This is a genomic window from Buttiauxella noackiae ATCC 51607 (genome assembly GCF_001654865.1).
Taxonomy (GTDB): domain Bacteria; phylum Pseudomonadota; class Gammaproteobacteria; order Enterobacterales; family Enterobacteriaceae; genus Buttiauxella; species Buttiauxella noackiae.
Genome location: NZ_LXEO01000017.1, coordinates 124,593 through 147,572 on the forward strand (window position 1 = coordinate 124,593; position 22,980 = coordinate 147,572).

General features: G+C 47.3%; 23 protein-coding genes and 1 riboswitch. Of the genes, 10 read left to right on the top strand and 13 right to left on the bottom strand.

Annotation, left to right across the window (positions count from 1 at the left end; genetic code table 11):
• Positions 1-2 precede the first annotated feature (2 nt).
• From M979_RS08065 to M979_RS08075, 3 genes are all read left to right on the top strand, one after another.
• Positions 3-581 carry a CoA pyrophosphatase gene (locus tag M979_RS08065; protein ID WP_064554391.1) on the top strand — a complete coding sequence of 193 codons (579 nt, stop codon included), beginning with the start codon at positions 3-5 and terminating at the stop codon, positions 579-581.
• Positions 582-855: 274 nt separating this feature from the next.
• Positions 856-2,220: an L-serine ammonia-lyase gene (sdaA, locus tag M979_RS08070; protein ID WP_034455206.1), complete on the top strand. Its 1,365-nt coding sequence runs from the start codon at positions 856-858 to the stop codon at positions 2,218-2,220.
• A 148-nt stretch (positions 2,221-2,368) separates the two neighbouring features.
• A complete protein-coding gene (locus M979_RS08075; RefSeq protein WP_064554392.1) occupies positions 2,369-3,964 on the top strand; it encodes an EAL domain-containing protein in 1,596 nt (531 codons plus the stop codon).
• A gap of 1 nt (position 3,965) precedes the next feature.
• On the opposite strand, the gene yoaE is transcribed toward M979_RS08075, so the two are convergent.
• Positions 3,966-5,525, bottom strand: a complete 1,560-nt coding sequence (yoaE, locus tag M979_RS08080) for a CNNM family cation transport protein YoaE (RefSeq protein ID WP_064554393.1) — start codon at positions 5,523-5,525, stop codon at positions 3,966-3,968.
• A gap of 593 nt (positions 5,526-6,118) precedes the next feature.
• Between yoaE and manX the strand changes: the two genes are divergently transcribed.
• The 5 genes from manX to mntP all read left to right on the top strand — a co-directional run bounded on the left by manX (position 6,119) and on the right by mntP (position 10,323).
• Positions 6,119-7,087 (top strand): PTS mannose transporter subunit IIAB, encoded by a 969-nt coding sequence (gene manX, locus M979_RS08085; RefSeq protein ID WP_034455201.1) that lies wholly within the window; start codon positions 6,119-6,121, stop codon positions 7,085-7,087.
• A gap of 75 nt (positions 7,088-7,162) precedes the next feature.
• On the top strand, positions 7,163-7,963 hold the full coding sequence (locus M979_RS08090; protein WP_034455198.1) for a PTS mannose/fructose/sorbose transporter subunit IIC: 801 nt from the start codon (positions 7,163-7,165) through the stop codon (positions 7,961-7,963).
• 12 nt (positions 7,964-7,975) lie between these two features.
• On the top strand, positions 7,976-8,830 hold the full coding sequence (locus M979_RS08095; RefSeq protein ID WP_034455196.1) for a PTS mannose transporter subunit IID: 855 nt from the start codon (positions 7,976-7,978) through the stop codon (positions 8,828-8,830).
• 65 nt (positions 8,831-8,895) lie between these two features.
• The gene (locus M979_RS08100) at positions 8,896-9,354 is read left to right on the top strand and encodes a DUF986 family protein (RefSeq protein ID WP_064554394.1); all 459 of its coding nucleotides are present in this window, start codon (positions 8,896-8,898) and stop codon (positions 9,352-9,354) included.
• Positions 9,355-9,552: 198 nt separating this feature from the next.
• Positions 9,553-9,748, top strand: a riboswitch (yybP-ykoY riboswitch).
• Positions 9,749-9,750: 2 nt separating this feature from the next.
• Positions 9,751-10,323, top strand: a complete 573-nt coding sequence (gene mntP, locus M979_RS08105) for a manganese efflux pump MntP (protein ID WP_034455192.1) — start codon at positions 9,751-9,753, stop codon at positions 10,321-10,323.
• Here mntP and rlmA read toward each other — a convergent pair.
• The 7 genes from rlmA to mgrB all read right to left on the bottom strand — a co-directional run bounded on the left by rlmA (position 10,315) and on the right by mgrB (position 15,610).
• On the bottom strand, positions 10,315-11,127 hold the full coding sequence (gene rlmA, locus M979_RS08110; protein ID WP_064554395.1) for a 23S rRNA (guanine(745)-N(1))-methyltransferase: 813 nt from the start codon (positions 11,125-11,127) through the stop codon (positions 10,315-10,317). The two genes, mntP and rlmA, sit on opposite strands and share 9 nt — an antisense overlap.
• 62 nt (positions 11,128-11,189) lie before the next feature.
• Positions 11,190-12,935: a peptidoglycan glycosyltransferase FtsI gene (ftsI, locus tag M979_RS08115; RefSeq protein ID WP_034455187.1), complete on the bottom strand. Its 1,746-nt coding sequence runs from the start codon at positions 12,933-12,935 to the stop codon at positions 11,190-11,192.
• A gap of 233 nt (positions 12,936-13,168) precedes the next feature.
• Positions 13,169-13,378, bottom strand: a complete 210-nt coding sequence (gene cspE, locus M979_RS08120; protein ID WP_001062678.1) for a transcription antiterminator/RNA stability regulator CspE — start codon at positions 13,376-13,378, stop codon at positions 13,169-13,171.
• Between the two features lie 13 nt (positions 13,379-13,391).
• Positions 13,392-13,535: a DUF2627 domain-containing protein gene (locus M979_RS22435; RefSeq protein ID WP_072009398.1), complete on the bottom strand. Its 144-nt coding sequence runs from the start codon at positions 13,533-13,535 to the stop codon at positions 13,392-13,394.
• 531 nt (positions 13,536-14,066) lie between these two features.
• Positions 14,067-15,068 carry an MBL fold metallo-hydrolase gene (locus tag M979_RS08125; RefSeq protein WP_064554396.1) on the bottom strand — a complete coding sequence of 334 codons (1,002 nt, stop codon included), beginning with the start codon at positions 15,066-15,068 and terminating at the stop codon, positions 14,067-14,069.
• A 36-nt stretch (positions 15,069-15,104) separates the two neighbouring features.
• Positions 15,105-15,392 carry a YebO family protein gene (locus M979_RS08130; protein ID WP_064554397.1) on the bottom strand — a complete coding sequence of 96 codons (288 nt, stop codon included), beginning with the start codon at positions 15,390-15,392 and terminating at the stop codon, positions 15,105-15,107.
• Between the two features lie 74 nt (positions 15,393-15,466).
• Positions 15,467-15,610 (bottom strand): PhoP/PhoQ regulatory lipoprotein MgrB, encoded by a 144-nt coding sequence (gene mgrB, locus M979_RS22440; RefSeq protein WP_072009397.1) that lies wholly within the window; start codon positions 15,608-15,610, stop codon positions 15,467-15,469.
• A 157-nt stretch (positions 15,611-15,767) separates the two neighbouring features.
• On the opposite strand from mgrB, the gene M979_RS08135 reads away from it, so the two are divergent.
• Positions 15,768-16,010, top strand: a complete 243-nt coding sequence (locus M979_RS08135; protein ID WP_034455179.1) for a YobH family protein — start codon at positions 15,768-15,770, stop codon at positions 16,008-16,010.
• A 46-nt stretch (positions 16,011-16,056) separates the two neighbouring features.
• Here M979_RS08135 and kdgR read toward each other — a convergent pair whose 3' ends face one another.
• Complete coding sequence (gene kdgR / locus M979_RS08140; protein WP_034455177.1) at positions 16,057-16,848, bottom strand: DNA-binding transcriptional regulator KdgR; 792 nt, start codon at positions 16,846-16,848, stop codon at positions 16,057-16,059.
• Between the two features lie 179 nt (positions 16,849-17,027).
• Here kdgR and M979_RS08145 point away from each other — a divergent pair, with 179 nt between their 5' ends.
• The gene (locus M979_RS08145; RefSeq protein ID WP_064554398.1) at positions 17,028-18,404 is read left to right on the top strand and encodes an MFS transporter; all 1,377 of its coding nucleotides are present in this window, start codon (positions 17,028-17,030) and stop codon (positions 18,402-18,404) included.
• Positions 18,405-18,449: 45 nt separating this feature from the next.
• On the opposite strand, the gene htpX is transcribed toward M979_RS08145, so the two are convergent.
• The 4 genes from htpX to M979_RS08165 form a co-directional block, all read right to left on the bottom strand.
• Complete coding sequence (gene htpX / locus M979_RS08150; protein WP_034457026.1) at positions 18,450-19,331, bottom strand: protease HtpX; 882 nt, start codon at positions 19,329-19,331, stop codon at positions 18,450-18,452.
• Positions 19,332-19,525: 194 nt separating this feature from the next.
• On the bottom strand, positions 19,526-21,574 hold the full coding sequence (gene prc, locus M979_RS08155; protein ID WP_064554399.1) for a carboxy terminal-processing peptidase: 2,049 nt from the start codon (positions 21,572-21,574) through the stop codon (positions 19,526-19,528).
• Positions 21,575-21,594: 20 nt separating this feature from the next.
• Positions 21,595-22,275 (bottom strand): RNA chaperone ProQ, encoded by a 681-nt coding sequence (gene proQ, locus M979_RS08160; RefSeq protein WP_064554400.1) that lies wholly within the window; start codon positions 22,273-22,275, stop codon positions 21,595-21,597.
• Positions 22,276-22,379: 104 nt separating this feature from the next.
• Positions 22,380-22,868, bottom strand: coding sequence for a GAF domain-containing protein (locus M979_RS08165; protein ID WP_034455169.1), 489 nt, complete (start codon positions 22,866-22,868; stop codon positions 22,380-22,382).
• Between the last annotated feature and the right edge of the window lie 112 nt (positions 22,869-22,980).

The window sequence follows — 22,980 nt, forward strand, 5'->3', positions numbered from 1 at the left end:
GAATGTCTGGTTCCGCCTTGACCATGAACGATTTTTTATCGCGTTTTCAACTGCTGCAACCGCCCTCAACGCGGATGAGCGGTAATAAACGCCAGGCCGCCGTATTGATTCCTGTCGTACGCCGCCCGCAACCAGGGCTGTTGCTGACACAACGTTCAGCTACGATGCGCAAACATGCCGGCCAGGTGGCCTTCCCCGGTGGAGCGGTTGATGACACCGATGAGTCGTTAATTGCGGCCGCGCTGCGCGAAGCCTGGGAAGAAGTCGCTATTTCTCCTGACAGCGTCGAAGTGATTGGTACTTTGCCGCCGGTTGATAGCGTTACAGGATTTCAGGTCACCCCTGTCGTAGGCATCATTCCGCCCAACCTGCCCTACCATGCCAGCGAGGATGAAGTCGCGGCAGTATTTGAAATGCCATTGATGGAGGCCCTGACACTTGGCCGTTACCATCCGCTGGATATTCACCGTCGTGGCAACGCCCATAGAGTCTGGCTTTCATGGTATCAACACTATTTTGTCTGGGGCATGACGGCCGGAATCATCCGTGAATTAGCCTTACAGATAAGCGTGGAACCCTGATCACTCTTTAATCCTGTAAAAACGTCTATATTTAGCAGAGTGTCTTGCTGCAGTTTTATTCCCTTGTATGTGTCATGGGTAATAATAAATGGTGAATGACCCTATGCTTATCCCCTACAACCGCATTCGCAGGCCGGATTAGTCAAGTTACCGTTAACCATTAGTTTAATTCATGTGAATAGTTTACAACAGTGAGCAATAAATTTTTAAACTAGCTGACTGCGATTTTGCAGCAGCAAATTTTATTTATCTGGTGCCTTGGAAGGAGTTTTGTGTGATTAGCATATTCGACATGTTCAAAGTCGGCATTGGGCCATCCAGTTCCCATACCGTCGGTCCGATGAAGGCCGGTAAGTTGTTTGTCGATGATCTGGTCGAAAAAGGATTACTGGAAAGCACGACGCGTATTGCGGTCGATGTTTACGGCTCCCTGTCTCTGACAGGTAAAGGGCACCATACCGATATCGCTATTATCATGGGTCTTGCGGGTAACGAACCTGCCACCGTTGATATTGATTCAATCCCTGCGTTTATCCGTGATGTAGAAACCCGTGGCCGTTTGTGGCTGGCCCAGGGACGTCATGAGGTTGATTTCCCAAAAGATTCCGGTATGTGTTTCCGCAACGACAACCTGTCGCTGCATGAAAATGGCATGACTATCCATGCGTTCAGTGGCGATCAAGAGATCTACACCAAAACGTACTATTCCATCGGCGGTGGTTTTATCGTTGATGAAGAAAATTTCGGTAAAGAAGCAGCCAACGAAATTGTTGTGCCTTACTCGTTCAATTCTGCCGAAGAGATGCTTAAGCACTGTAAAGAGACGGGGATGTCCTTGTCTGGCGTGATCATGCAGAACGAGCTGGCTTTGCATAGTCGTAAAGAGATTGAAGAGTATTTTGCCAACGTATGGCAGACCATGCGTGCCTGTATTGACCGTGGAGTGAACACCGAAGGCGTTCTGCCTGGACCATTGCGTGTGCCACGCCGTGCTTCTGCATTGCGCCGTATGCTGGTTTCTAGCGACAAACTCTCCAACGACCCAATGAACGTGGTCGATTGGGTGAACATGTTTGCGCTGGCAGTTAACGAAGAAAACGCTGCAGGTGGGCGTGTGGTAACTGCGCCTACTAACGGTGCGTGCGGTATCGTTCCTGCTGTGCTTGCGTACTATGACCACTTTATCGAGTCAGTCAGCCCGGATACCTATATCCGCTACTTCCTCGCATCAGGTGCAATTGGTGCGCTCTACAAGATGAATGCGTCTATTTCTGGTGCAGAAGTCGGCTGTCAGGGTGAAGTGGGCGTGGCCTGTTCTATGGCTGCCGCAGGTCTTGCTGAAATTTTAGGCGCAAGCCCGGAGCAGGTTTGTGTTGCAGCGGAAATCGGTATGGAACATAACCTGGGTTTAACCTGCGACCCGGTTGCAGGTCAGGTTCAGGTACCTTGTATCGAACGTAACGCCATTGCCTCGGTAAAAGCGATTAATGCTACCCGTATGGCGATGCGCCGTACCAGTGAACCGCGTGTCTCACTCGATAAGGTTATCGAAACCATGTACGAGACAGGCAAAGACATGAACGCCAAATATCGTGAAACTTCACGTGGTGGTCTGGCTATCAAAGTACAGTGTGACTAATCCTTTCTGGCCCTCTGCAAAGAGGGCTAACCTACTCACCGGCATTCATCTTAAAGTATGATTTTACCATCGTGTATCCAATCCCCCACTACACTTGGAATGTTCTGTGTGCCGATTTCGGTCACGGTTCTAAACAAGGTGATCGCGGATGCAGACGGCACAACGCATATTAAGAGATTATCGCCGCAGACGTTTAATTGTCTGCGTTGCGTTAGCCGTATTAGCCCTGCTGCTGACACTCAGTGCGCGCTATATTGCCGATCGTGATTCGAATGAACAACGCATGCACGCATTTAACCAAAGAGCAGTCAGTTCACTTGAAAACGTCCTGATACCGCTTGATCTGGCAAGCAAAGATGCTATGCAGTTAATGGGGTTGTCATGTGAAGCCGCACAACTGAAGATGCGTGAATTAGTGGCGCGTATGCAAACAGTACGAGATATTGGTCTAATTAAGGATGATATCTTTTATTGTTCAAGTATTTTCGGCCCGCGTTCAATACCGGTTGACCTGGTGCAACCCCGCTTGCCATCACCATTACCACTCTTATTTCTCTCGATAGACCATACGTTACTTAAAGGCACGCCGATTCTTCTGTCCTGGCATCCTGTGCGCAATAGTCAGCACGACGGAGTCCTGCAAATTATTAATATTGAATTGCTAGCGGGATTTATGCTTGAACCCAGACGTCCCTGGGTATCCCGCGCGATGCTAAATATCGCTGATTCGCATTATGAATATGGTAAAGGCCTACTACCCCGAATAACGGTTGACCAAGGGCAAGTCAGTCATGAGCTGGCATCCGATGTTTTTCCTTTTTCCGTCACTATAATTGGCCCATCCTCCAGTCAACTGGCATTACAAAATATGCCAACACAACTGCCCCTGGCACTTATTCTCAGCATGTTGCTCGGCTATATAACATGGCTTGCCACAGCAAACCGAATGAGTTTTTCCTGGGAAATTAATCTTGGGCTTGCCCTGAATGAGTTCGAAGTTTTTTGCCAGCCACTCGTCAGCTCACGCAATCTTCAATGTGTTGGTGTGGAGCTACTTTTGCGGTGGAATAATCCCCGCCAGGGCTGGATTTCACCCGAGGTCTTTATCCCGCTTGCTGAACAGCAAAATTTGATAGCACCATTAACACGTTTTGTGCTAGCGGAAACAGTACGTAATATTGATATCTTTCCGAAATCCCCTGATTTCAATATCGGAATCAATATCGCGGCTATTCACTTCCACAATGGGGAGATTATCGAAGATTTACGCCACCACTGGTTTCCTGCCCACCCTATCCAGAAACTGACTCTTGAACTTACGGAACGTGATGCTTTACCGGATGTCGATCTGCGGGTGATACGAGATTTACATCGCATGGGGGTTGATTTGGCTATTGATGATTTCGGTACAGGTCAGAGCTCGCTGGCTTATCTTGAAACGTTAAATCCAAACGTGCTGAAAATCGATAAATCTTTTACCGCAGCGATTGGGACCGACGCAGTCAATTCGACAGTCACTGACATTATTATTGCGCTGGCGCAGCGGCTGGATATTGGTTTAGTGGCTGAAGGAGTGGAAACGCCGCAGCAAGCAGCGTATCTGCGTAGCCACGGCGTAAATGTACTACAAGGATTTTTGTATGCGCGGCCAATGCCTTTGAAGGAGTTTCCACGATGGTTAGGGGGCAGCACGCCGCCCCCGCGGCGGAATGGTCATGTTATTCCCATTGTCCCGCTACGCTAATTTACTCTTCTTCATCTTCATGTTCAGAGCGTTCTTTTACCACACGAACCAAGTCCACACGGTAATCGTTAGCCTTCACAATCTGGATTCGAAGCGGAGCCATCTCAATGACATCACCCACTTTAGGGATTTGGCCATTCACCGCGATAACTAAACCGGCGATAGAGGCAATATCTTCCTCATCGTTAACCAGAGTGTTGATATCAAGATGCTGCTGAATCGCGTGCAGATCGGTTGAGCCTTTAACTAACCAACCATCGCCATCACGTACGATTTCTGGCGTTTCGTCGGCATCAGGGAATTCACCAGCGATAGCTTCCAGAACATCCAGCGGCGTGACCAGGCCTTGAACCACACCAAATTCGTTATTAACGATAACGAAACTACCGCGAGCACGGCGAAGCACACCCAGCAAGTTAATCGGGTCCAACGTTTCCGGAACCACAATCGCAGGTGACCGAGCAGCAATAGAAACCACATCGCCACCATTTTCTAGTGCTACCAGCAACTCTTTGGCACGCACGACTCCGATGATTTCATCAAGCTCACCGTGACAAACCGGGAACAAACTATGCGGAGATTCCAGCAGTTGCTCGCGAATTTCAGCAGTGGTTTTATCAGCATCCACCCATGATATTTCACCACGAGGCGTCATAATGCTGCGGAGCGAACGAGATGCTAAAGTCAGCACACCGTTAATCATATAACGCTCTTCTTCAGCAAAAGATTCAGCTTCAATTGGTGTGATGGTTTTGTTGTCTTCATTTGAAGAACGCTGTTGGCGTTTGCCATTCATCAAACGCAAAATCGCATCAGCAGTACGGGCACGTAACGGTACATTTGACTGATGGCGAATAAAGTTACGACGCGCAATTTGGTTGAAAAACTCGATGATTATCGAGAAACCGATTGCCGCATACAGGTAACCTTTCGGAATATGGAAACCAAAGCCTTCTGCTACCAGGCTCAGACCAATCATTAGCAAGAAGCTCAGGCACAGCACAACGACCGTAGGATGTTGGTTAACAAAATTCGTTAACGGTTTCGATGCCAACAACATCACACCCATCGCAATGACTACCGCCGCCATCATCACTGGCAGATGATTTACCATCCCCACCGCGGTAATAACCGCATCAAGTGAGAACACTGCATCAAGTACCACAATCTGCAATACCACAACCCAGAAACTGGCATAGCCTTTGCCATGTCCATCATCATGCTGGCGGTTTTCCAGCCGCTCATGCAGCTCTGTCGTTGCCTTAAACAGCAAGAACAGGCCACCAAATAGCATAATGAGATCACGCCCGGAGAACGTCATTTCGCCAACGCTGAACAGCGGTTGCGTTAGTGTCACCATCCATGAAATTAACGACAATAAGCCCAGTCGCATTACCAAAGCCAAGGATAAACCGATAAGTCGGGCTTTATCTCGTTGTTTTGGTGGAAGTTTATCCGCAAGAATGGCAATAAAGACCAGGTTATCAATACCCAGCACTATTTCCAGCACAATCAGCGTCAATAAACCCACCCATATTTGGGGATCCATTAAGAGTTCCATGACAGGCTCCTGCTTTGGGAATAACTCATCGGCATCGCGCGCAATGCGGACGCAAAGAGGCAAATTGAGGTATTAAAGGGGCGTGAAACGCCAGTGTGAAGGACTGAATTTTCAGACCTGAAATTGAAAAGACGTCGGTGACGGTCCATACGGTGGGCTACTGCCCTTTACTCCTGAGCAATTAAACGAGACGCAAACAATATCAGAGCAAAATACCCTTTTGCAAAGATTTACCTGATTTTGCAATTTTACTGTCATTGACCTCGCCTATAATTTGCACCGCGAAACAATATGTTTGTAACAAAGCTAAATTACGGATCTTCATCACATAAAATAATTTTTTCACTGTCTAAAATAAATCCGTCTCAAGTTGCACATCTTTACTCATACCGTTATCTGAATCGATTCGCTCATGAAACGGATAATCTACAAAACACCCATTTAAGGGTGTAGTTAATAGCCAAAATAGTTCGAGTTGCATGAAGGCGGCGACACAGTGAATCCCCCGTCAAGTAGATGACAGGGATAAGCGAGAAAAGTCAAAGCACAGGCAACTTGAAGTATGACGGGTATACCAACACAGGAGGTAGCAAGTGACCATTGCTATTGTCATAGGCACGCATGGCTGGGCAGCAGAACAATTGCTGAAAACCGCTGAAATGCTATTAGGCGAACAAGAAAACGTTGGCTGGATAGATTTCGTTCCTGGTGAAAACGCCGAAACTCTGATTGAAAAATACAACGCTCAACTGGCAAACCTGAACACCGACAAAGGTGTGCTGTTTCTCGTCGATACTTGGGGTGGTAGCCCGTTTAATGCAGCCAGCCGTATTGTCGTCGATAAAGAGCATTACGAGGTCGTCGCCGGGGTCAATATTCCGATGCTGGTTGAAACCTTGATGGCTCGTGATGATAACCCTTCATTTGATGAGTTAGTGGCAATTGCTGTTGAAACAGGCCGTGAAGGGGTTAAAGCCCTGAAAGCTAAACCTGTTGAAAAAGATGTTCCTGTTGCGCCTGTTGCTGCACCTAAAGCCGCAGCACCGCTCAAGCCAATGGGTCCAAATGACTATATGAATATCGGTCTTGCGCGTATCGATGACCGTTTAATTCATGGCCAAGTCGCTACCCGCTGGACCAAAGAAACCAACGTATCACGCATTATTGTTGTCAGTGATGAAGTGGCAGCCGATACCGTGCGTAAAACACTGTTGACGCAAGTTGCTCCTCCGGGTGTGACGGCTCACGTCGTTGACGTCGCTAAAATGATCCGCGTGTGGAATAACCCGAAATATGCAGGCGACCGTGTGATGCTGCTGTTCACCAACCCAACCGATGTTGAACGCGTTGTGGAAGGTGGAGTGGACATTAAGTCAGTTAACATCGGTGGTATGGCGTTCCGCCAGGGTAAAACCCAGGTTAACAACGCGATTTCTGTCGATGAAAAAGATATTGAAGCCTTCAAGAAACTTAACGAGCGCGGCATTGAGCTCGAAGCCCGTAAAGTTTCAACCGATCAAAAATTGAAAATGATGGATCTGATCGCGAAGGTGAAAAGCTAATTACTGATGTGATTTGCTTAATTCTACGTTTTGCTCAGTTTTCACACATAAGCCATACGTTTAAGGAGAAGTACAATGGAGATTACCACTCTTCAGATTGTGCTGGTGTTTGTCGTAGCCTGTATTGCCGGTATGGAGTCGGTGCTCGATGAATTTCAGTTCCACCGTCCGCTGGTCGCTTGTACCTTAATTGGTCTGGTACTCGGTGATATGAAAACCGGTATTATTATCGGTGGTACGCTTGAAATGATCGCGTTGGGTTGGATGAACATCGGTGCGGCAGTTGCTCCCGATGCAGCACTAGCGTCAATTATCTCAACCATACTGGTTATAGCCGGGCATCAGGGCATCGGTTCTGGTATTGCTCTGGCCATTCCACTGGCTGCAGCAGGCCAGGTTCTGACCATTATCGTTCGTACTATCACCGTGGGCTTCCAGCACGCAGCAGATAAGGCCGCCGAAAATGGCAACCTATCGGCGCTCTCCTGGATTCACGTTTCCTCCCTGTTCTTGCAAGCAATGCGTATCGCAATTCCTGCCGTTATCGTCGCAGTTTCCGTCGGTACTAGCGAAGTACAGAACATGCTCAATGCCATTCCTGAAGTGGTAACTAGTGGCCTGAACATCGCCGGTGGCATGATTGTTGTGGTGGGTTATGCGATGGTCATCAACATGATGCGCGCAGGCTACCTGATGCCATTCTTCTATCTGGGCTTCGTTACCGCGGCTTTCACCAACTTCAACCTGGTTGCACTGGGTGTGATTGGTGCTGTGATGGCAATTTTGTACATCCAGTTGAGCCCGAAATACAACCGTTCTGCCGGTGCTCCAGCGCCTGCTGCCGGTGCTAACGATCTCGATAACGAATTAGATTAATAGGTGAGCGAAATGGTTGATACCACCAAAACAACGACTACCGAGAAGAAACTCACCCCAAGTGATATTCGTGGCGTGTTCCTGCGTTCAAACCTTTTCCAGGGTTCCTGGAACTTCGAACGTATGCAAGCGTTGGGCTTCTGCTTCTCCATGATTCCGGCAATTAAACGCCTGTATCCTGAAAATAACGATGCCCGTAAACAAGCGATTAAACGTCACCTGGAGTTCTTTAACACCCATCCATACGTTGCGGCTCCTGTATTGGGCGTTACGCTTGCGATGGAAGAACAACGTGCAAACGGTGCAGAGATTGACGATGGTGCCATTAACGGTATCAAAGTGGGTCTGATGGGGCCTCTGGCTGGTGTAGGTGACCCAATTTTCTGGGGCACTGTACGTCCAGTGTTTGCAGCACTTGGTGCTGGTATCGCAATGAGCGGTAGCCTACTTGGCCCACTGTTGTTCTTCATCCTGTTTAACGCCGTGCGTTTGCTGACTCGTTATTACGGCGTCGCTTACGGGTACCGCAAAGGGATCGATATCGTTAAGGATATGGGTGGCGGCTTCCTGCAAAAACTGACTGAGGGGGCGTCAATTCTCGGCCTGTTTGTCATGGGGGCGCTGGTTAACAAGTGGACACACGTTAATATACCGCTAGTCGTGTCGAAGATTACCGACCAGACTGGCGCGGTGAAAGTGACCACTGTTCAAACTATTCTTGATCAGTTGATGCCGGGCCTTGTGCCACTGCTGTTAACGTTCGCTTGTATGTGGTTGCTGCGTAAGAAAGTCAACGCGCTGTGGATCATCATGGGCTTCTTCGTTATCGGTATTGTCGGTTATGCTATCGGCCTGCTAGGTCTTTAATTAGTTTTTTATACGAACCGGGGCCTTTGCCCCGGTTTTTTATTGTTTAGAGTGAAGGTAGTGTTATGACTTTGACGGATGTAGTTCTGCTGGTATTTATTGTGCTGTTGCTTGCCTGGGCGGTTTACGATGAGTTCATCATGGATAAACTCAAAGGCAAGACTCTACTTAAAGTGCCCCTTCTGCGCCGTAACCGTATCGACGGAACCATTTTCTTCGGGTTGGTTGCTATCCTCATCTACAACAACGTCACCTCTGGCGGCGCTCCGGTCACTACATGGTTATTATCTGCGCTGGCACTCATTGCTATTTATATTTCGTGGATTAGACAACCTAAATTACTGTTTAAAGCTGAAGGCTTCTTCTTCGCGAATGTGTGGGTTTTATATTCCCGAATTAAAGAAATTAATTTATCTGAGGATGGTGTTCTGGTATTGCAATTAGAACAACGCCGCTTGCTTGTCCGGGTGAAAAACATTGATGACCTGGAGAAGATTTATAAGTTTATGGTGGTTACTCAATAAGTTACCAACATAGCAAAGTCTATATTCATATATTTATTGAACGACGTATAAAATATAGCCACTGCTATTTCGCACAATTAGTGTGCTCTTATTATAACAATTCGCTCATCAATTAAGGCAAATGAAAATCGTTATCATTTAAACATTAAGAATAACAACTTCAATTATTGTTTTATCTTTAAAGAATATGTTAAGGTTGCGCCCGTCGTTGGGGAGTAGCCGATTTTCGCGATTGCGAAAATGTACATGTCAACATACTCGTTACTTGTTTAAGCAAGAATTATAACGTGGCATGTACGACTCAAATACTGAGTAGGCGAGACCATAGGCACGTAACCATCATTTAAGTTGGGGATGGTTGACGTGTATATGGATATTCCCAACTGAGGCGTTTGCATGAATCTCTCCGCTACTATTATTCTCGCTTTTGGCATGTCGATGGATGCTTTTGCTGCGTCAATCGGGAAAGGTGCCTCTCTCCATAAACCTAAGTTTTCCGAAGCCTTACGAACCGGGCTTATCTTTGGTGTAATCGAAACTATCACCCCGCTTATCGGCTGGTGCCTCGGTCTTCTGGCAAGCCAGGTTGTACTGGAATGGAATCATTGGGTTGCATTCATCCTGCTCGTATTTCTCGGCATTCGTATGATTTATGAAGGTGTGCGCGGCAATGATGATGAAGAAGCGCCAAAGCTACAACGTCATGGATTTTGGCTATTAGTCACCACGGCTATCGCCACGAGTCTTGATGCTATGGCAGTTGGTGTCGGCCTCGCATTCCTGCAAGTCAATATCATTGAAACCGCTTTGGCCATTGGTTGCGCGACCATGATTATGTCCACGCTGGGTATGATGCTGGGCCGCTTTATCGGCCCGCTGCTCGGTAAGCGCGCCGAGATCCTCGGCGGAGTGGTATTAATTGGGATTGGTTGTCAGATTCTTTATAGCCACTTCAGCGCACTAAACTGATGCTTCGCGTCGCCAGACGCGGATCACAAAATCTGTCTCACAAACAAATGCCGTTTCAGCCGTCAAAGCCTGCCACACTTCCGGGCGGGCACGCCAGGCGAACGGCGTCATTTGCAATAGCGCAGCCGCTTCATTTCCCTGTAACGTCATTGGCCAGCCAATGCTCTGCGTCTGTTCTGCAATAAAACCGGGTAAGGATTCAGACTCCGTGCTATGCAGTACCACATTGTCATAAATTAAACCTTTCAGCTGCATTAAATGGCGTGGGCCCGGCGTGGCAGTGATGACGATGCCGCCAGGTTTAACCACCCGCGCAAGCTCTTCCGCTTTGCATGGAGCAAAAATACGCACTACGGCATCCAGACTATTATCATCAAATGGCAAACGGTGGCTTGATGCCACACAGAACTGCACCTGCGGATAGCGCTTTGCCCCATAGCGAATCGCTACTTTTGCAACATCTAATCCCCAGGTCATTCCTTCATGTTTTGCAACAATCTGTGCAAAACCAGCCGTGTAATACCCTTCCCCACAGCCTATATCCAGCAACGTAACCGGCGCGGTTTGTTCTAAGATCAGGCAGATAGCATCACGCAGCGGCTGATAGTGCCCGGCATCAAGGAATGTTCTGCGGGCCTGCATCATTTCGCTGCTATCACCGGGGTCTTTTGAACGCTTATGCTGAACCGGCAGCAAATTCACATATCCCTCTTTTGCCTTATCAAATTGGTGGCCTTGCGGGCAAACAAAGCTCTTCCCTTTGGGATCAAGCGGTGCATGACAAAGCGGGCAAAGATAAGACATAAGAACTCCAGGCAATCGTAAAGGGCGCAAGTGTACCGCTTACTCCCCGCTTCGAAAAGCCACTAACCTGCAGGACCCTCTACAACAGCTTTATTTAACACCGTTAAATTGGTATCCCCCTGTGGCAAACCATCAGGTTCAATATTCTCCAGGCGCAACACATCGCTCATTATCTGGCTGAAGACCGGCGCCGAAACTGCACCACCGTAATAAGCGCCATTTTCCGGATCGTTAATTACCACCACCAGCGCAAAGCGTGGATTACTTGCCGGAGCGACACCTGCGGTGTAGGCAATATATTTATCGATGTATTTGCCATCATCACCAATTTTCTTGGCCGTTCCGGTTTTAATGGCAACTCGATAGCCACGGACCGCGGCTTTAATCCCGCCGCCGCCCGGCAGTGCCACACTTTCCATCATATGTTCAACCTGATGGGCAATGGTTTCAGACATCACCCTTTGCCCGACGACTGGTGGATCAACACGGGTTATCGAAAGTGGGCGGGTAATACCGTAGCTGCCGATGGTGGCATAAACATGTGCCAGTTGCAGAGGTGTAACCATCAAACCATAACCAAAGGAAAACGTGGCGCGATCCAACTCTCCCCAGAACTTACGGTGTGGTAACAGCCCGCTGCTCTCCCCTGTCAGCCCCAATCCTGTTGGCATGCCAAAACCGAAGTTCTTATAGGTATCCAACAATTTTTGGATGGGCATCGCCAGTGAAAGGCGTGAAACCCCTGTATCACTCGATTTTTGCAGGATTCCGGTCAACGTAAGTTGCGGGTAGTAACCCACGTCGCGTATACGGTGACCATCAATGGTGTAAGGACGGGTATCCACCACGCTATCAGGTTGAACAATTCCCTGTTGCAGAGCGGTCATGACGACCATCGGTTTAACAGTTGAACCTGGCTCAAAAGTGTCACTGATTGCCCGATTGCGGAAATCGTTCAGCGTAGCACCATCACGATTATTTGGGTTAAATGTCGGGCAACTCGCCATTGCTAACACTTCGCCAGTATTCACATCAAGGATAACTGCGGCGGCAGATTCAGCTTTGTTCCAGGAGACAGCATTACTCAGTGCATCTTCCGTCACCGTTTGCAGCCGTTCATCAATACTTAGCATGAGATTATGAGCAGGGTTTGCAGCCGTTTCCGTGATATTTTCTATGACATGCCCGTGTCTGTCTTTACGGACCAGTCTCTCACCCGCCTTACCCGTCAACTGGCGATTGAAGCTCTTCTCAATACCTTCAATTCCCTGATCATCAATGTTGGTAAAACCGAGCAAGTTCGCAGCAACATGGCCGGCGGGATAAAACCGACGTGATTCATCACGCAATGAAATTCCTGGCAGTTTCAGGCTCTCGATGTACTGCGCTTGTTGTGGATCAAGTTGACGGGCGAGGTAAATGAAGCGATCGGTTGGATTACGGCGAATACGGGCGGCAATTTCATTCAGTGGCATGTGTAAGGTTGTTGCCAGAGCCTGCCAGCGGCTACTGATTTGCACGCCACCTTTTTCCATTACTGTTTTCGGGTCAGCCCAGATTGCTTTTACCGGGACGCTAACCGCCAAAGGTCTGCCATTGCGATCTTCTATCATTCCGCGGGGTACGACGATGGGTTCTTCACGTAAAGAACGCATGTCTTCCTGCTTAACCAGATTTTCGGGCGAGATGATTTGCAACCAGGCAACACGGCCCAGCAAAAACACCAGACACATGAAGATAGCGATGCAAAGAAGAGCAAAACGCCACTGAATAAAGTTACCCACGATTCCAGGGGCAATTTTTCTCACATTCAATCCTTAACCACAACTAAGCGATTGAAAATTTAAACATAATGAGGAAGTTAACCGGACAGGAACAGTGCTACAAGATGCGCTGCTTTGCTACAAGACATAACTGGGAGGGCTTTTCAGAAACACATAGAAAAATCATGGTCAAAATTCAGACATGAAAAAGCCCCGCTACAAGAGCGAGGCTTTCATCAAAATTTGGCGTTATTCGCGCCAGGTCTAATTCAGACGAATTAGATAGCAGTTACGTTAACTGCTGCAGGGCCTTTCTGGCCGTCCTGGATTTCGAACTCAACGTTCTGGCCTTCAGCCAGAGTTTTGAAGCCGTTACCCTGGATTGCAGAGAAGTGAACGAACACGTCTTTGCTGCCGTCAGCAGGAGTAATGAAGCCAAAACCTTTAGACTCGTTGAACCACTTAACTTGACCTTTAATCTTTGCCATTTTGCAAAATTCCTTAGATTGTTTTCTTTGCCCGAAGGCATAACTTAGCTAAAACAGAGACATTACTGCATGAGGCACTAATATAAGGCTCGGCAGAGAAGCGGTATTCAACGACAACGTGTTTACTCAGAACTTCTTTACTGAAAATGCCACACATAAACAGAACTGTACCTCGTTTAACCCAACGTGTTATCACATACAACGCAATCAATGGCAAGCCATTTTTCGGCATGTATCGATCTGCCGCACAAATTCCGAAACTCATATTGTCACGAAAATGAAATGCACAATTTGTGCATAGATTAACAGTGAACAAAGATGATTCCGTACATTTACATGACGACCACGGACAACGTTTTTACCATAGCCCAAAGATATCTATTCGTCCAGGTTAAGTGCAAAAAAGTCGATATCATCCGCATTATGCTTATGATTTTTTTAGCATAGCTATGCAAAAAATGAACAATCTCACATTGCTATGAAAACAATGTAATTGGTATAAGAAATAACGAGAATAGTAAAATGAATAAAGCTTGAGCAATTGTTTGTTTATATTGCACCAAAAAAATGAAAGTTTAATCAACCCATGCTTCATGATGAGGCAATAAAAACGTTTCGCTATATTTTCGATGTAATAAAGTAACCAAAAGATAGCGCATAATACTGTCTTAAAATTTTTCAATAATGTTTAGGTCTTAATTTTAATTAAGTGTGAACTTTGACCAATACACAACGGCGAAAAGAGCCGACTTTCCTCACCTTCATCAGCAAGTGCGGTTTGTAGCTCTTGCGGTGGCATATCCAGAGATTCATCAGCCAGTTCAAAGACCCCCCAATGGATAGGAACCGTAAAAGGCCTGCCCAACTGCTGCCAAAGCTTAACGGCCTGCTGCGGATCCATATGGTGGCTACTCATGAACCAGCGTGGAGAATAAGCACCTATTGGTATCAATGCAGCATCCAGGGGGCCTCTGAACAAAGCAATATCAGCAAGGCCTGCTGTATAACCCGTATCACCGCTAAACCATATCCGTAAATGGCTACTTTCGATAATCCATCCGCACCACAAACTCCGGTTACGATCCCAGAATGAGCGCATGCTCCAGTGCTGCGCCGGTACCGAAGTAAAAATCATTTCCTGCCAGCTAAAGCTCTGCCACCAATCAAGCTCTGTGACATGGTGAATGCCCCGACGGGTAAACCATGGTTTTAAGCCCAATGGGACAAAGAAATGAGTGTCGGGGAAATGACGGGAAATCTGTCGAATCGTGGAGTGATCCAGATGATCGTAATGATTATGTGAAATCAAAACCGCATCAAGCTGATGCAACTCATTGATATGAATTGGGGTCGGAGTCTTACGTATGGGGCCAGCAAATGATAAAGGTGAAGCCCGTCGGGACAATACAGGGTCTGTCAGTAAATATTTGCCATTAATACGCAATAATACTGTTGCATGTCCTAGCCACCATAACCGGTCATCCTGTCCTTTAAGCTCAACCTTCTGACACCACCGCTCCGTAAAAGCGGCATAACCATCGCTCGGAGGATGAGGTAACCCCTGTGCTTTTCGCTCTTTTCGCCAGCGTTCAACATCACCCGGTTTTCGTAGGCTTGACTCCAGATTACGAAAACCGTCGATTTGGTGATGAGATTTTAGAGGATCAAACCAGGGATTTTTCCACCGCATGGTTACTCCACAGCAACACAAACAGGTTAATCAGGATTAGCGCTCAGCGACCAGACGAATAAAATCGTCTTCCACTTCTTCATCTTCCTTTGCTACGTCTGGTTCTTCCTTAACGACTTCAGGCTCGTTCGCTTCACACAAACGTCGTAACAGAGCAGTCTGGCGCTTTTGCTGATCCAGCAACTCTTCAAGAAGCTCGATCTGTTCATTGGTGCGGCTACTCGCACGGTTAACAAAGAACCACATTACGAGGCCAATAACCAGTACCACCAGGGAAACTGTCAGGGACACGATATTCAACGCGCCAACACTTAATTCGTTCATATTACCACCTCAGCAAAACGCGCTATTCTACACCTGCCGGGCCTTAAGGTAAGCACTATGTGGATAAAAACACACTACCAGGGAATAAATTTATTAATGGTACAAATGCCGCTGAAAAATTGTACATCCTGATCGCACATTACATTGACCATTTGGGTCCACAGCAGCAAACAGACGAAAAAAACCGCAATCAGTATAAGCCATCTGTACTTTCTCACTACACTCTCCACCTCTTTCCTATTTATTGTAAAGTCTTACATATACAGCCTAAACCACACATAACTCTCACTCATATTATTTAAGAATCATCATATTGCTACTACAGTGCAATCCGCTACGCTTAGAAGTCTAATTACTTAATAATAAGAGGTATCTATGCGTATTGTGATCCGCACTATTATTGTAATAGCGCTTTTGTGGATCGGTTTGCTCCTCTCGGGATATGGAGTTTTGATTGGAAGTCATGAAAATGCTGCTGGTATGGGGCTTCAATGCAAATACCTGACCGCTCGAAATGTCACCACAGCACAATTTGTTCATACCAGTAGTGGAATTATCGGACTTAGCGATTGCCCAGTATTGCGTAAAAGTGATGAAGTTATCGATACAGGTAACTAGGAATGTATAAAGAAAACGCCGCTAAATAGCGGCGTTTTCTATTTCATCAAAATGGGTACTCGTGATAACCCATTTGTTCAGAAATAGTTCGGGCTGCGTCATGAAGCATCGCTACATATTCATGGAGCCTGTCTTCAGAAAAACGAAGTGTCGGGAATGAAATACTCAAACCAGCAATAACGACACCAAATCGGTCAAAAACAGGGACGCCGATGCAGCGTAAACCTTCTTCCTGTTCTTGGTTATCTTCACCGTAGCCCTGCTCACGCACGGTATCCAGAACGTCCAACAATTCGTCAGTGCTCATGATAGTGCGCTCAGTGCTGCGGTTATATTCCACATCAGCAAGGATTTCACGCACTTCATTGCGATCGCGCCACGCCAGAAGCACCTTACCAATCGCGGTGCTGTACAACGGGTTACGACGACCGATGCGCGAGTACATGCGCAGGTTGTACATAGAGTCAATCTTATGGATATAGACAATACTGTCTTCATCCAACGCACCCAAGTGGATGGTTTCTTTCGTCAGACGCGATAACTCTCGCATTTGAATGTCTGCGCTACGAATTAAATCAACGTTCTGCAATGCACGCGCACCAAGCTCAAACAGCTTTAGGGTAAGCGAGTATTTTTCAGATTCGCCTTCCTGAGCGACATAACCCAGGGATTTCATAGTCTGCAAAAAGCGATAGACGGTGCTTTTTGACATCATTACGCGTTGCGATAATTCAGTAATACCAATTTCGCGTTCTTCGCCAAGCGCCTGTAAAATGCCAAAAACTTTCAGGACAGAAGAGACAGAATCAGGTTGTTTATCCAGATCTGCGATAGCCATTAAATCACCTCGATCGCATTTGTTTTATAAAAATCAGAACTGGTTTTTAGTATAAGTTGACTACCATGTCATCGCAATGAATCTATTCTATTTCGTTACAAATCTGCGACATATCCCTTAAATTTAGTGCTATTATTATTGCTCTTCGAATAAATCACCCATGAATTTAAATTTCCCTTATGGATAAAACCCTTGCTGATGGGCTTCCAATACCACAGCGCTATGGTGCTATTTTGGCCATTGCGTTGGGTATCACAATGGCAGTTCTGGATGGCGTGATCGCAAACGTAGCACTTCCAACTATTGCCCGAGAACTAAACGCCAGCCCGGCAGAATCAATCTGGATAGTGAATAGCTATCAAATCGCAATAATTGTTTCGTTACTGTCGATGTCTTTCTTAGGTGACATTTTTGGCTATCGCCGGATATATCAATGCGGGCTAGTTTTGTTCTGCATGACTTCACTATTTTGTGCGCTGTCGAATTCATTGCCCATGTTAACATTCGCTCGTGTGCTTCAGGGCTTTGGCGGTGCCGCATTAATGAGCGTCAATACTGCTCTGATTAGGCTTATCTATCCGCAAAAATATCTCGGTCGTGGAATGGGGATAAACTCGTTTATTGTCGCCGTATCCTCAGCTGCCGGGCCAACTATTGCCGCAGCTATTCTTTCTGTTGCGTCTTGGAAATGGCTGTTTTTGATTAATGTGCCAATTGGCATTCTCGCGCTATTGTTAGCAATTCGTTTTCTGCCTCCCAATCAACAAAAATCACAGGGCCAACGCTTCGATATTCCCAGCGCGATTATGAATGCCTTGACGTTCGGCCTGTTGATCTCGGCAATTAGTGGTTTTGCCCAAGGGCAGTCAGGCTGGCTGATCATTTCAGAACTCGTTGCATTAAGTGTGATTGGCTTCTTCTTTATTCGCCGCCAATTGAAACTCCCCTTCCCTCTGTTACCCGTAGATTTATTGCGTATTCCAGTATTTTCATTATCTATAGGAACGTCCGTATGTTCCTTCGCCGCTCAAATGTTAGCGATGGTTTCGCTTCCCTTTTTCTTGCAATCAACGTTAGGACGCAGCGAAGTAGAAACGGGTCTGCTTCTCACACCATGGCCAATTGCAACAATGATAATGGCACCTGTTGCTGGTCATTTGATTGGACGAGTACATGCAGGGCTGCTGGGTGGACTCGGGCTTGTTGTTATGGCATTCGGTTTATTTGCTTTGGCGTTGTTACCGCACAACCCTACCGATATCGATATCATCTGGCGCATGCTTTTGTGTGGCGCTGGTTTCGGTTTGTTCCAGTCACCGAATAACCACACCATTATTTCTTCAGCACCGCGTAACCGCAGCGGCGGTGCCAGTGGCATGTTAGGCACGGCTCGATTGTTAGGCCAGAGTTGCGGTGCAGCTCTGGTGGCTCTGATGTTCAACCTTTTCGCGACTCACGGAACGCATGCCTCGCTGTTACTGGCAGGGAGCTTTGCAACCATCGCGGCTATTGTCAGCAGTTTACGCATGTCCCAACCTACGCCATCACAGGCATAAAAAAAGCGTGCCAGCGATGGCACGCTTTTTCATTGCGACTTACGACTACTTCAAATATTCGCCGTTACGCAGCGCTTCAATACGCTTATCCAGCGGCGGGTGAGTCATGAACAATTCACTCATAGACTTCGCCTTACCATTGATACAAAACGCCATCATGCTGCTGGCTTCTTGCGGTTCATAGCTGGTTTTCAGGCGCTGCAGTGCGGCAATCATTTTTTCACGACCGACCAACTTTGCAGATCCGGCATCAGCATGGAATTCACGATGACGTGAGAACCACATTGTGATGATGCTCGCCAGAATACCAAATACCAGTTCCAGTACGGTCGCAATAGCAAAATAGACAAACGGGTTGCCGTTGTTGCTCTCACCTTCATCCCGATTACCAGACAAGAAGCCAGAAGCGACTTGCGCGATGATACGAGAAATAAAGATTACGAAGGTGTTCACCACGCCCTGAATAAGCGTCATGGTTACCATGTCGCCATTCGCGATATGGCTGATTTCGTGTGCGATAACCGCTTCTGCTTCATCACGGCTCATGTTCTGCAGAAGGCCGGTGCTCACTGCAACAAGCGATGCATTACGACGAGCGCCAGTGGCAAACGCATTAATATCTGGCGCATGGTAAATAGCCACCTGCGGCATCGCGATACCCGCTTGCTGAGACTGTTGGCGCACTGTTTCCATCAGCCAGCGCTCTGTTTCATTACGTGGTTGCTCAATCACTTCCCCGCCCACTGAACGCAATGCCATCCATTTGGACATCAGTAAGGAGATGATTGAACCACCAAAGCCAAACAACACCGCCATGATCATCAGACCCTGTACGCTGCTCGACTGGATCCCCGTCAGGCTTAGCACTAGCCCGAAAACGACCATGACTGCCAGGTTGGTCAACAGGAAAAGCCCGATACGCATCATAATTTTCTTTTTACCTCGGTTAAAAATACGCATTCTGCGTTACCCCACATCGTAGGGGCAAGCTTGCTATTTTCAAGCATTCATCGTTGCCAAGTAGTTAATAATACATAACTTTACATTTAAGAAGAGGTTGATTTACGCGGCTTGATGGAGATAAAAAAAACGGGCACAAAATTTTGTGCCCGTTGGAGGAGTTACTTAGCAGGAGCGGGTTGCTCAGCTGGTTTATCTTGCTGCATTTTTGCAAAATCCAGCGCGATATGAACCGTTTCATCGAGATAAGGATCAGGTTCCTGATAGTCCTTCGGCAGGTCGTCGAGTTTCTTCAACGGCGCTTTTCCTTCTCGTTTATAGCGGTCATTAATCCGCTCCAGGCGCGTAGCATCATCTTCCTGATTCTCTTTCTCGCGCTGAGCAAGATTCAGGGAAACAATATTACGTTTATCTTTCAGGGCATTGAAGCGAGCAATATCCTTCATGATGTACTGGAACTCAGGATCGGCTGCTATTCTATCCTGGTGCAGTTTAAGCAACTGCGGCTCAAACTGAGTCAGATCGCCTGACTTAACGTAGGTAGCGGCGTTAATGCTATCCCAGGGGAGCGCATTATCTTCAAACTTCTCACCAGTCTCAGTCTCTTCAGTACCGGTAGGCATCATGATGTCCGGCGTTACACCTTTACGCTGAGTACTTCCGCCATTAATACGGTAGAACTTCTGGATAGTGTATTGCACAGAACCAAGCGCAGGCCATTCCGGACGCAGCATCTGGTCATAAATACGATTCAAAGAACGGTACTGTTGAACAGTGCCTTTACCGAAGGTAGGCTCACCTACAATCAGCGCACGACCATAGTCTTGCATTGCTGCTGCGAAGATTTCAGAAGCTGAAGCACTGAAACGGTCAACCATTACAACCAGCGGACCTTTGTAGTAGACAACGCCGTCAGTATCGCTATCTTCACGCACTTTACCGTTGTTATCACGTACCTGAACAACTGGGCCACTTGGGATAAACAGGCCAGAAAGTGAGACAGCTTCGGTTAATGCACCGCCGCCGTTAGAGCGTAAATCGATGATCACGCCCTTCACGTTCTGTTTTTCCATCTTCTGAAGCTGGACTTTGACATCATCTGTCAGACCAACGTAGAAGCCCGGAATATCCAACACACCCACTTTATCTTTACCAACCGTTTTTATCGTCAATTTGACGGCGCGATCTTCAAGGCGAATGCGTTCACGAGTTAACGTAACTACACGTGTTTTAGTCCCCTTACCTGCAGGTAAGATTTCCAGGCGAACCTTGCTACCTTTTGGCCCTTTGATCAGCGCAACAACATCATCAAGACGCCAGCCGATCACATCAACCATAGGTTTGCCTGTTTGGCCGACGCCAACAATACGGTCACCAACGGTAATCGTTTTGCTTTTCGCAGCAGGGCCACCCGCTACCATCGAGTTGATAACCGTGTAGTCATCGTCCATTTGCAGCACGGCACCAATACCTTCCAGAGATAAACTCATTTCGGTATTGAATTGTTCTGTATTACGTGGCGATAAGTAATTGGTATGCGGGTCGATTTCGTGGGCAAAGGCGGTCATCGCAAGCGAGAAAACATCTTCGCTATTGGATTGAGCCAGACGGCGAATGGCGAACTGATAACGCTTGGTCAGCGTTTCGCGAATTTCCTGATCGGTTTTGCCGGTCAGTTTCAGGCTCAGCTCGTCAAACTTAACTTTGCTATCCCACAGGGAATTTAACTCTGTAACGTTTGCAGGCCACGGCGATTTGCTGCGGTCGACGTTAAAGGTATCGTTACCCGTGAAATTCATTGGTTTTTCCAGCACCTTTAACGCGTATTGATAACGTTCAAAACGACGTTGTTGGGCCAGATTGTAGAGATCGTAAAATACGTCCAGTTTCCCAGTGCGCAATTCATCGCCAATCTGTTTTTTCCGCGACATAAACTGCTCAACGTCACTGGCAAGCAGCACGTTGTGGCTATAGTCGAGGAGGTTTAGGTAGCGATCGAAAATTTTTGCGGAAAAATTTTCATCCAGGTCAAACTGACGATAATGCGAGCGGGTGAAGCGTGAAGTTACACGCTCACTCACTGTTGCATGCTGTGTCTCTTCCTTTAACTGCGGGATTTGAGAAACTTGCGTGATGTTTTCGACGGCCAGTGCGCTACCTGCAAGAAACAACAGACTAGCGACAGCCGTACGCTTAAAGAATTTGTTCATGCCCGGGTCTGGCCTCCGTTTCAGAACTGCAAGTGTTCTGCGCGTACGATCATTGCCATACCAGAAGTCAGCTGTACACGGACGCCATCTTTGGTAATTTCCAGTACGGTGGCATCCATCGCGTTATTACCCGCTTTGACTTTGATTGCCTGACCCACCTGCAAAGCAGAAATGTCTGTAACCGGAGTGCGTTTTTCTTCACGCGGAGCTTGCGGCGCCGGTTTTTCTACACGAGGTTTACGTTCTGTAGCTTCTGGACGACGCGGAGCAGGACGAGGCTTGCGTTCGCGGCGAGGCTTATCAGTAACGGTTTCGCCCTTAGCAATAGCCGCTTCACGTTTTTTCGCTTGCTGCTCTGCACGCTGTGCCTGAACACGAGCTTTTGCTTCTTCAAGCTGCTTACGAGCATGCTCAACGTGCTGCTCATCGAGTTCACCACAAGGGTTACCGTCGAGATCAACACGGATTGCGCCGACTTTGATACCGTACAGGTAACGCCAGCTTGAAGTGTAAAGACGTAACGCGGAACGAAGTTGAGTTTTACTGAGACTCATCTCCCCTTCAACGCGCGCGACCAAATCCTGGAAGATACCAATCTTCAGGGGGCGGGCTTCACCTTCAGCGCTAAAGCACTGTGGGAAACGCTCTGCCAAAAAGGCGATGACTTCTTTGCTACTATTCAACTTAGGTTGATTTTCCATGAAATTTCCTGATTACAACGGAGTTGCCAACAATCCGCAGGCATGAACAGGCGACATTATAATGACGCTATCGGCAAATGCCACGTTATCCGTTGTTTATCATGCTAACGAGTGAAGAATTTTTTAAAATCCGTATCGGCAAGCGTCAGCGAAAGCTGCGTTACCAGTTGAGATAAGCCGAGTTGGTCTTCAGGTGTGAAGCGCCCGAACTCCGTGCTATCAATGTCCAGAACACCTATTAACTCGCCATTTACCGTCAGTGGCAGGACAATTTCGGAGTTGCTGGCAGCGTCACAAGCGATGTGACCATCAAAAGCATGCACATCTTCGATGCGCTGGATGCTTTTAGTGGAAACCGCTGTACCGCAAACACCTTTTCCTACCGGGATACGGACGCAAGCAATCTTGCCCTGGAAAGGTCCCAGAACCAGAGTCTCGCCTTCTAATAGATAAAAACCTGCCCAGTTAACGCCTTCGAGACGTTCGAACAGCAACGCGCTGGTATTTGCCAACGTCGCCAAAAAGCTTGTTTCACCTGCCATTAATGCACTGAAATCGCGGTTCAAGTCCGCGTAAAATTGTTCTTTGTTCATTGATTAACCATAGTATGTTGTCTTACTCAACTGCATAGCATAGTAAAATAAGCATTAAATGCCTTATGCCACAAGGTGTATCATTCAATGAATTACTATACGCTTAACGAAT

Excerpts from the sequence above, each read along its gene's own strand:
- M979_RS08100 (WP_064554394.1), top strand. The coding sequence starts at position 8,896 with ATGACTTTGACGGATGTAGTTCTGCTGGTATTTATTGTGCTGTTGCTT.
- proQ (WP_064554400.1), bottom strand. The coding sequence starts at position 22,275 with ATGGAAAATCAACCTAAGTTGAATAGTAGCAAAGAAGTCATCGCCTTT.
- M979_RS08065 (WP_064554391.1), top strand. The coding sequence starts at position 3 with ATGTCTGGTTCCGCCTTGACCATGAACGATTTTTTATCGCGTTTTCAA.
- M979_RS08075 (WP_064554392.1), top strand. The coding sequence starts at position 2,369 with ATGCAGACGGCACAACGCATATTAAGAGATTATCGCCGCAGACGTTTA.
- M979_RS08135 (WP_034455179.1), top strand. The coding sequence starts at position 15,768 with ATGCGTATTGTGATCCGCACTATTATTGTAATAGCGCTTTTGTGGATC.
- M979_RS08090 (WP_034455198.1), top strand. The coding sequence starts at position 7,163 with ATGGAGATTACCACTCTTCAGATTGTGCTGGTGTTTGTCGTAGCCTGT.
- mntP (WP_034455192.1), top strand. The coding sequence starts at position 9,751 with ATGAATCTCTCCGCTACTATTATTCTCGCTTTTGGCATGTCGATGGAT.
- M979_RS08125 (WP_064554396.1), bottom strand. The coding sequence starts at position 15,068 with ATGCGGTGGAAAAATCCCTGGTTTGATCCTCTAAAATCTCATCACCAA.
- M979_RS08095 (WP_034455196.1), top strand. The coding sequence starts at position 7,976 with ATGGTTGATACCACCAAAACAACGACTACCGAGAAGAAACTCACCCCA.
- htpX (WP_034457026.1), bottom strand. The coding sequence starts at position 19,331 with ATGATGCGTATCGGGCTTTTCCTGTTGACCAACCTGGCAGTCATGGTC.
- kdgR (WP_034455177.1), bottom strand. The coding sequence starts at position 16,848 with ATGGCTATCGCAGATCTGGATAAACAACCTGATTCTGTCTCTTCTGTC.
- M979_RS08145 (WP_064554398.1), top strand. The coding sequence starts at position 17,028 with ATGGATAAAACCCTTGCTGATGGGCTTCCAATACCACAGCGCTATGGT.
- prc (WP_064554399.1), bottom strand. The coding sequence starts at position 21,574 with ATGAACAAATTCTTTAAGCGTACGGCTGTCGCTAGTCTGTTGTTTCTT.
- M979_RS22435 (WP_072009398.1), bottom strand. The coding sequence starts at position 13,535 with ATGTGTGGCATTTTCAGTAAAGAAGTTCTGAGTAAACACGTTGTCGTT.
- M979_RS08165 (WP_034455169.1), bottom strand. The coding sequence starts at position 22,868 with ATGAACAAAGAACAATTTTACGCGGACTTGAACCGCGATTTCAGTGCA.
- M979_RS08130 (WP_064554397.1), bottom strand. The coding sequence starts at position 15,392 with ATGAACGAATTAAGTGTTGGCGCGTTGAATATCGTGTCCCTGACAGTT.
- yoaE (WP_064554393.1), bottom strand. The coding sequence starts at position 5,525 with ATGGAACTCTTAATGGATCCCCAAATATGGGTGGGTTTATTGACGCTG.
- cspE (WP_001062678.1), bottom strand. The coding sequence starts at position 13,378 with ATGGCAAAGATTAAAGGTCAAGTTAAGTGGTTCAACGAGTCTAAAGGT.
- rlmA (WP_064554395.1), bottom strand. The coding sequence starts at position 11,127 with ATGTCTTATCTTTGCCCGCTTTGTCATGCACCGCTTGATCCCAAAGGG.